Here is a 6,000-nt window from a genome sequence, read left to right as displayed (position 1 = left end):
CCCATGGCCTGGCCGCGCTCGCCCTGCCGCCGGCCGTGCGCGCGGGCGGCGGCTACGACTACGCCAGCGGGGCGGAGGCGGCGCGGGTCCTGTTCGGCGAGGCGGAACGGCCCGACGCCCTGTTCTGCGCCAACGACCTGGCGGCTTTCGGCGTGATCGACACCCTGCGCGAGACGTTCGGCCTCAAGGTCCCCGACGACGTGCTGCTGGTCGGCTACGACAATCTCGACATGGCCGCCTGGGCTCCCTACCGCCTGACCTCCTTCGACCAGGACATCGAGGCGCTGGTGGCGACGGCGATGGAGCTGCTGGGCCTGGAGGCGGGGGCGACCTGCGTGGCGCGGGTGGTTCCGGCGCGGCTGGTCGAGCGCGAGAGCACGCGATCAGGCTAGCGCCGAGGGCGCTTTCGCGGGGTCGATTTTCAGGGGGTAATGGCGGAGAGGGTGGGATTAAGTGTAGCAATTACAGGCACTTGTGAGGCCTGGGTGTGCCAGAAAATTACCCGCCGCCGCTGTTCTCTGCGTTAAAACATTAGATGCGTTGACGCAATTACCGCCATTACGAAAGAAGAAGTTGCTTAGACCGGGAGGTGACCGCCGGGGCCGGCCCGTCGAGGATGCCCAGGGCGTCCATCGTGTCCTCCGGGCGGAGGTGGGCGTAGCGCTTGACCGTGATGTCGATCGAGCTGTGGCCCGCCCACTGCATGATCTTGTGGATCGGCAGAGACGTCCTGGCGAGCTTGGTCAGGCAGGTGTGCCTGAGCGTGTGGAGCTTCACATCCCCGATGTCGAACCCGACGAGCTTCAGGTCGTCGCGCAGGTTCGTCCACTTGTACCAGACGTTGGCCGGCGAGTACGGGAACACGCGGCCGTCGGGACCGGCCATGGCCAGGAGCACCGGTAGGCTCTCCTCGATCGCCCGGGTGAGCGGCAGCTGGCGCGGCTTGTCGTTCTTCGTCGAGTAGATGGGGAAGGTGACCCACCAGCGCTCGGCGAACTCCTCGAAGCGCGGCACCTGGGCGTTCAGGGCCTCGCCCAGGCGACACCCGGTGTCCAGCAGGAAGCGGATCAGCAGCCCGAAGCGGAGCCAGTCGCGGGTCGGCTCGGCGGCCCGGCGACGCTCGATGGCGGCGAACAGGGCAGCTTCCTCGGCGGGCTCAAGGACGCGGTCGGAGTAGTTGCGGACCTCAATGGTCGGCATCTTCGGCTTCGCCGCCAGGATCGGCCGGCCCTTGCTGTCCTCGTACTCCAGCCCCATCACGAGCGCCTTCGACAGGGTGTCCAGCTTCCGCTTGATGGTGGCTGGCGCGTAGCCGTCATTCTCCAAGTCGGCCACGAGCAGCTTCAGGCGTGCGCCGGTCAGATCGACGACCGCAACGGAGCCGATGCGCTCCCGAAGCAGCTTCAGGTTCGACTTGACGGTGGCCTCGGCTTTCACCTTGCCGGGCTTCCAGATGTCCTGCTCGCACATGCGGAACAGCTCGTCCACGGTGGTCCGGCCGTCCGGTGCTTGCGTCTTTACGGTGGATGGACTTACGCAAATGCCGGACACGATGTCACGCGCAAGGAGGGTCGCAGCCGCTTTGTCGCGGGTGCCTGTGGTGACGCGGCGGCGTTCGCCGGCCGCGTCCGTGTAGTCGACGACCCAGATGCCGCTGGGCTTCTTACGGAGGCGCATGGCCTACTCCTTCAGTGCTCGGCCCTGATAGGCCTCGATAAAGCGGGTGGCGGCTTCCTGGCCCTCCAGAGTGAGGCGCAGGTACTTCCGCCGACGATCGTCCGCGTCGTTCTCGTGGGTGAGCCATCCGAGCGCCTCGGGGTCGCGCTTGGTCGGCTCAAGGAACGAATTCAGGGTGCGTTCGACCGAGTTGCCGAGGATCGGCTGGCCTTCGTTGTCCTCACCCACCAGCTCGCGCAGGTCGGACATGGTGATGCTCTTCCCCATGGTGTCCAGATAGGCCACCGTCAGGAACGCCATGCACTGGCGTGCGGACGTCCGTGCAGGCACCTCGGCTGAGATCGCCTGGAGGGCCACCGACAATTGCTGCAAGGCGCTCGCGGAACCCAAGAGCGTTTTTGATATGACAGCGGGTCCTTTCGTGGCCCCTGCGGTCTTCGACGTGTTCGTCATTGATGGCCTCACTTCTCAAGGGACTCAGACTCCTAACCTTGGCAAATTACTTGAGCAAGGCCATTAATTGCGGGAACGCATCCAATGGCTTTACGTTGCGACGGACCTAAGTCAGTCGCGGCTCTGAAACAATCACCCCGCCAAGGCTAATCCACAGGTGGTCAGGGAGGGTCTTAACAAGAGACCCGCGTTACCCGGGACAGCTCAACCAGCACCTTGGGTGGGTTGAGCGCACCGGGCCCCGCTACCGCTTAGCTCGACGTCTAGGAGACGACCAAAGCAGCAGGACCTAGGATGAGTAGACGCTCTACCGCATCCTCTGGATGTGTGAATTCCTGACCTTCCGTTTGGCGCGCCTATCCACAGGAAAGAGCGAGCTGACGACGCGGCACAACGCCGCGAGGAGGAAGAAGGCCAGGATCGGGAAGACGAAGCAGGCGAGGGACGCCCTCACGCGCCACGCTCCTCGATAGGCTTGAAGGGATGGGGATGTGCGACCGACGCGCCCTTGTCGGCCACCACGAGTCGGCCGGCGGCCATCTCGAAGTTGATCAACGCGGGACAAACTGGGCAGGACATATGTTCTCCTATCGTTCTGGTTTACGTCAGAACTGGACGCACCCGATGCGAGTCCGATTGACGCACCTGGGGACGGCCGGGGCGGCAGCGCCGCCTTGATGTTCTCCATCTGTTCTGACCATGATGGGCGCATGAACGCGCCCCCATCAGCCCCCGTAATCGGGGACCTCCTCGTCACCGGGGACCGGCTAGAGGTCTGGTGCCAGAACCTCGGCTGCTCGCGCACGGAGATCACCGTGTGGATGCCTGAGGAAGCCGTGGCCCGCCTGGGCGCGCATACGACGTTCGCCGACGCCCGGCGCATCCTCGTGTGCCCCGCGTGCAAAGCCGCAGGGCGCCAGAAGATGATCGGGGCGCGGGCCTCGGTGCTGGACTACTACGGCCGCCAAGAGCGGGAGCGCCTGGCCCAGTATGAGGCGCAGTACGGCCCCGAGGCGGCGGACCTCCTCAAGGCTCACTTGCGGCGACCCGGGCGCTAACCCAGGCGAGACGCCACGACCGCCAGCGGCGGTTTCGACCGTGTCTCACGCGGTCATCTTCAGGTGGCTTAGACGGCCATGGCGGCCGCGAGCAGGGCGGTCTCGGCGAGGCTCAGGGCCACGGCGTCACCGGCAAGGGCGCGGGCCTGCTGGGCGACAAACCGCGCCTTCGAGCGCAGCATCTCGGCCGCCCGCTGGGGAGGGTAGAAGCGCGCCTCGGCGATCCAGCGGTCAACTGCGGCGTTGATCTCGGCGACTGAAGGGGGTGAAGGGCGGGCCATCAGGCGTCCTGCTCTTCGTAGGCCCAGGCCATGATCTCCATGGTGCGCGGGTCGCCCGTGTAGTTCCCCGTCACGGCCATGATGACGTGATGCGCGGCGAAGACGCATTTGCGCGAGGCATCGAGCAGCCCCGCGTCCCAGGCCCGCAGGCGCTTCGCCTCCAGATCGGCGAGCACGAGGAGGGCCGACGAGGTCAGCCGCTGAGTGGTGTCGTCCTGGCGCATCAGTACGCCCCGCCCAGGGCGCGCACTTGGCGGCCGGTCAGGTCGAGCTGGCGGAGGACGTCGCGCGATCCGTCGAGGTCGTAGCCCCGGCCCTGCTCGATGACGGGAGCCGGGCGGCGCTTGGTCGGGCGGTGAGCGGGAGGGGTAGGCATCGGAAGGGCTCCAAGCGAAACCCCGGGACAACCCCGGGGCTTGGACAGGAGCCCCGGGCGCTAGGCCCGAGGCGATCTATGGATTGACGCAAGTTTCAGGCGGCGAGAGCCGACAGGATGTCGGCGCGGGTCCGATCGAGGATCGAGGCCATCTCGGAGGCGTTCCATTCGACGGCGAACCAGACGAGCCCGCCGACGCTTTCGATGACCGGCCGTTGGCCCACGGCGTCATGGTAGTCGGTCAAGGCCTCGTCGATCTCCGTGCGCCACTCAGGCACGCGGCGGGCAAGGTCGGCGTCGTAGATCAGGCCGGACGGGGCGGCACAGGCGGCGCAATCGACAGTCTCCAGACGGCGCTGGACGGCGCCTAGGGCGTCGCCCAGGTCGTTGGCCTCGTAAGCCGCGTCTTCAAGAGCCCAGTCGAGGAGCGCGGCGCGAATGCCGTGGGTCTCGAAGGTGTCCACGCGGTTGACGATGGCGGCGCGGAGGCGCTGAAGGTCGAGATCGGCCATGGGTTTGCAGCCGCGCGGCTAGGCGCGGTCCTCTTGCTGTCCTGGGTTGTCGGGAGTAGGGTTCGGAGGTGGCCCCCGGCGTTGGAGCGCCGAGGACCGGGTAGCTGGCTAGAGCAACCGAAGGACTAGGTGGAACGACCACCTGGTCCTTTTGCTTTTCCAGCGGACCCCAAAGCTCAGCCTAGGCATCGCTTTGCCCTCCGTTGTAGGCCGACGGCCGGTCGGCCAGCGGGCGGACGTGAGACGCCGCGACGCCCACAGGGCGTTTCGACCGTGTCTCAAGCGGTCATCATCAGGCGGCTACTTGTGGTCGGCCTCCTCGTCCCACCATCCCGCCATCCAGCTTTGGTAGCGGGCGACTTCGGAAGGCCGGTCGCTCTCGGGGTCATAGGGGCATGGGCCGTTGGCGGTGCGCCAAGCCCGGCGGCCCTCCTCGTAGTAGGTCGGGAGGATCACCGCTCCACCACCCAGGCCGGGTAGCAGCCCTCAGGGCGGCCGTAGTCGTGGAAGCGGCCGGTCAGCTTGGTGAGCACCACGGCCAGCCATCGGGCGGCCCAGCGCGGCCCGTGGAAGTCGGCGGCGACGCCGACAGTCGTGGTGCAGTCGAAGACTTGGTAGCGGTGCATGGTGCCTCCCGTTGCGCAAGGCCATTGGATGGTCTTACGCAAGTATGCGTTTCGGCCCTTCCATGGGCCTTCCTCAGGCGGCCGGTGTCAGGCCGCGACGCATGTTCACGATGTCAAAGAGCCGGGCCGGAGCCCGTCCGGTGCGTCGCCGCCCCGGTGTTCCTGCTTCTCGCAAATCAGATTGATTGCGTCAATCCATCAAATGCACTGACGCAATAAAAAGTCCCTAGCCCGGCGAAACAGGCCGCCCAGGCAGGCCCCGGCGCAATCCCCCGGCCGCCCCCGGGTTCGCCCCGTGTTGCCCCAGGCCAGGACCCCGGCGTGTGGCCTTAGTCGAGGAACCCCCGGACCAACCAACGGCCGACACTGTAGGCGACCCAGAGGACTAGACAGGCAGCGAGGTAGGCGACGACCCAGAGGCCGACGGCGTAGGCAACGTGGATGGGGCGGAACAGCCACCCTTCCTCCCACTGCCTCCAGATGAACCAGGGGGCCGCCCCGGCGTACATCACGGTCAACACGACGGCGACGCGCCGCAGTCCGCGCTTCCAGTTCACTCCAGCCCCTCCCGGTGAGTCAGGGGGCGACCCTAGGCCAGCCTAGCGAAAAAAGCAGGGTACACCGGAGGCACGCCGAGAACGCACGGCAGGCCAACAGGGCGGCCCAGGGTGTCCCCAGGTGCGCCGCTTGCTGACCTGCCGTCGCCCCTTGGCGCTTGTCCCGCCATTCACATGCAGTGAAATCAAGGGCTTGCGTCGTAGTGTGCCGCCGATGCGTGCCAGGACCCATGTGTCAGGCCTCAGGCGGACCCCAGGCGAGCCGGGCGGTTCCCCCGGGCCCACCCCATGGGGGGAGTGGGACAGAAGCCACCACGTACATGCCGCTTCGGATTTCTGACCCAGAAACGATCGGACCCCCTTGAAAGAGGGCCCGACCCTTCTACGTAAAGAACTAGAGGTTACACCCAGGCTCATACCTAGGTGATTAGACAGGTAGACGTAGGTCCCTAGTAGAACC

10 protein-coding genes are annotated in these 6,000 nt (G+C 66.5%); 2 read left to right on the top strand and 8 right to left on the bottom strand.

Annotation, left to right across the window (positions count from 1 at the left end; all coding sequences use genetic code 11):
- Positions 1 to 392 (top strand): substrate-binding domain-containing protein (locus DMC18_RS00740; protein WP_158285821.1); only part of this gene is annotated, 392 nt, incomplete at its 5' end.
- 166 nt (positions 393 to 558) lie between these two features.
- Here DMC18_RS00740 and DMC18_RS00735 read toward each other — a convergent pair.
- Both DMC18_RS00735 and DMC18_RS00730 read right to left on the bottom strand, forming a co-directional pair.
- A complete protein-coding gene (locus DMC18_RS00735) occupies positions 559 to 1,677 on the bottom strand; it encodes a site-specific integrase (protein WP_110122210.1) in 1,119 nt (372 codons plus the stop codon).
- 3 nt (positions 1,678 to 1,680) lie between these two features.
- Positions 1,681 to 2,130 carry a winged helix-turn-helix transcriptional regulator gene (locus tag DMC18_RS00730; RefSeq protein WP_146217933.1) on the bottom strand — a complete coding sequence of 150 codons (450 nt, stop codon included), beginning with the start codon at positions 2,128 to 2,130 and terminating at the stop codon, positions 1,681 to 1,683.
- Between the two features lie 674 nt (positions 2,131 to 2,804).
- Here DMC18_RS00730 and DMC18_RS00725 point away from each other — a divergent pair.
- Complete coding sequence (locus DMC18_RS00725) at positions 2,805 to 3,188, top strand: hypothetical protein (protein WP_146217932.1); 384 nt, start codon at positions 2,805 to 2,807, stop codon at positions 3,186 to 3,188.
- A 68-nt stretch (positions 3,189 to 3,256) separates the two neighbouring features.
- On the opposite strand, the gene DMC18_RS00720 is transcribed toward DMC18_RS00725, so the two are convergent.
- The 6 genes from DMC18_RS00720 to DMC18_RS25795 form a co-directional block, all read right to left on the bottom strand.
- On the bottom strand, positions 3,257 to 3,469 hold the full coding sequence (locus tag DMC18_RS00720) for a hypothetical protein (RefSeq protein ID WP_110122213.1): 213 nt from the start codon (positions 3,467 to 3,469) through the stop codon (positions 3,257 to 3,259).
- Positions 3,469 to 3,693: a hypothetical protein gene (locus tag DMC18_RS00715; protein WP_110122214.1), complete on the bottom strand. Its 225-nt coding sequence runs from the start codon at positions 3,691 to 3,693 to the stop codon at positions 3,469 to 3,471. Before DMC18_RS00715 ends, DMC18_RS00720 begins: the two co-directional genes overlap by 1 nt.
- Positions 3,693 to 3,845, bottom strand: a complete 153-nt coding sequence (locus DMC18_RS25805; protein WP_158285820.1) for a hypothetical protein — start codon at positions 3,843 to 3,845, stop codon at positions 3,693 to 3,695. The genes DMC18_RS00715 and DMC18_RS25805 overlap by 1 nt, the downstream gene beginning before the upstream one ends.
- 95 nt (positions 3,846 to 3,940) lie before the next feature.
- A complete protein-coding gene (locus DMC18_RS00710; RefSeq protein ID WP_110122215.1) occupies positions 3,941 to 4,357 on the bottom strand; it encodes a hypothetical protein in 417 nt (138 codons plus the stop codon).
- 300 nt (positions 4,358 to 4,657) lie between these two features.
- Positions 4,658 to 4,813, bottom strand: a complete 156-nt coding sequence (locus tag DMC18_RS25800; protein WP_158285819.1) for a hypothetical protein — start codon at positions 4,811 to 4,813, stop codon at positions 4,658 to 4,660.
- Positions 4,810 to 4,983 (bottom strand): hypothetical protein, encoded by a 174-nt coding sequence (locus DMC18_RS25795; RefSeq protein WP_158285818.1) that lies wholly within the window; start codon positions 4,981 to 4,983, stop codon positions 4,810 to 4,812. Before DMC18_RS25795 ends, DMC18_RS25800 begins: the two co-directional genes overlap by 4 nt.
- Between the last annotated feature and the right edge of the window lie 1,017 nt (positions 4,984 to 6,000).

The sequence above is a fragment of the Caulobacter sp. D5 genome, from assembly GCF_003185805.1.
Taxonomy (GTDB): Bacteria; Pseudomonadota; Alphaproteobacteria; order Caulobacterales; family Caulobacteraceae; genus Caulobacter.
The sequence above is the reverse complement of the archived record's forward strand: the minus strand, read 5'-3'. Positions and strand labels throughout refer to the sequence as shown.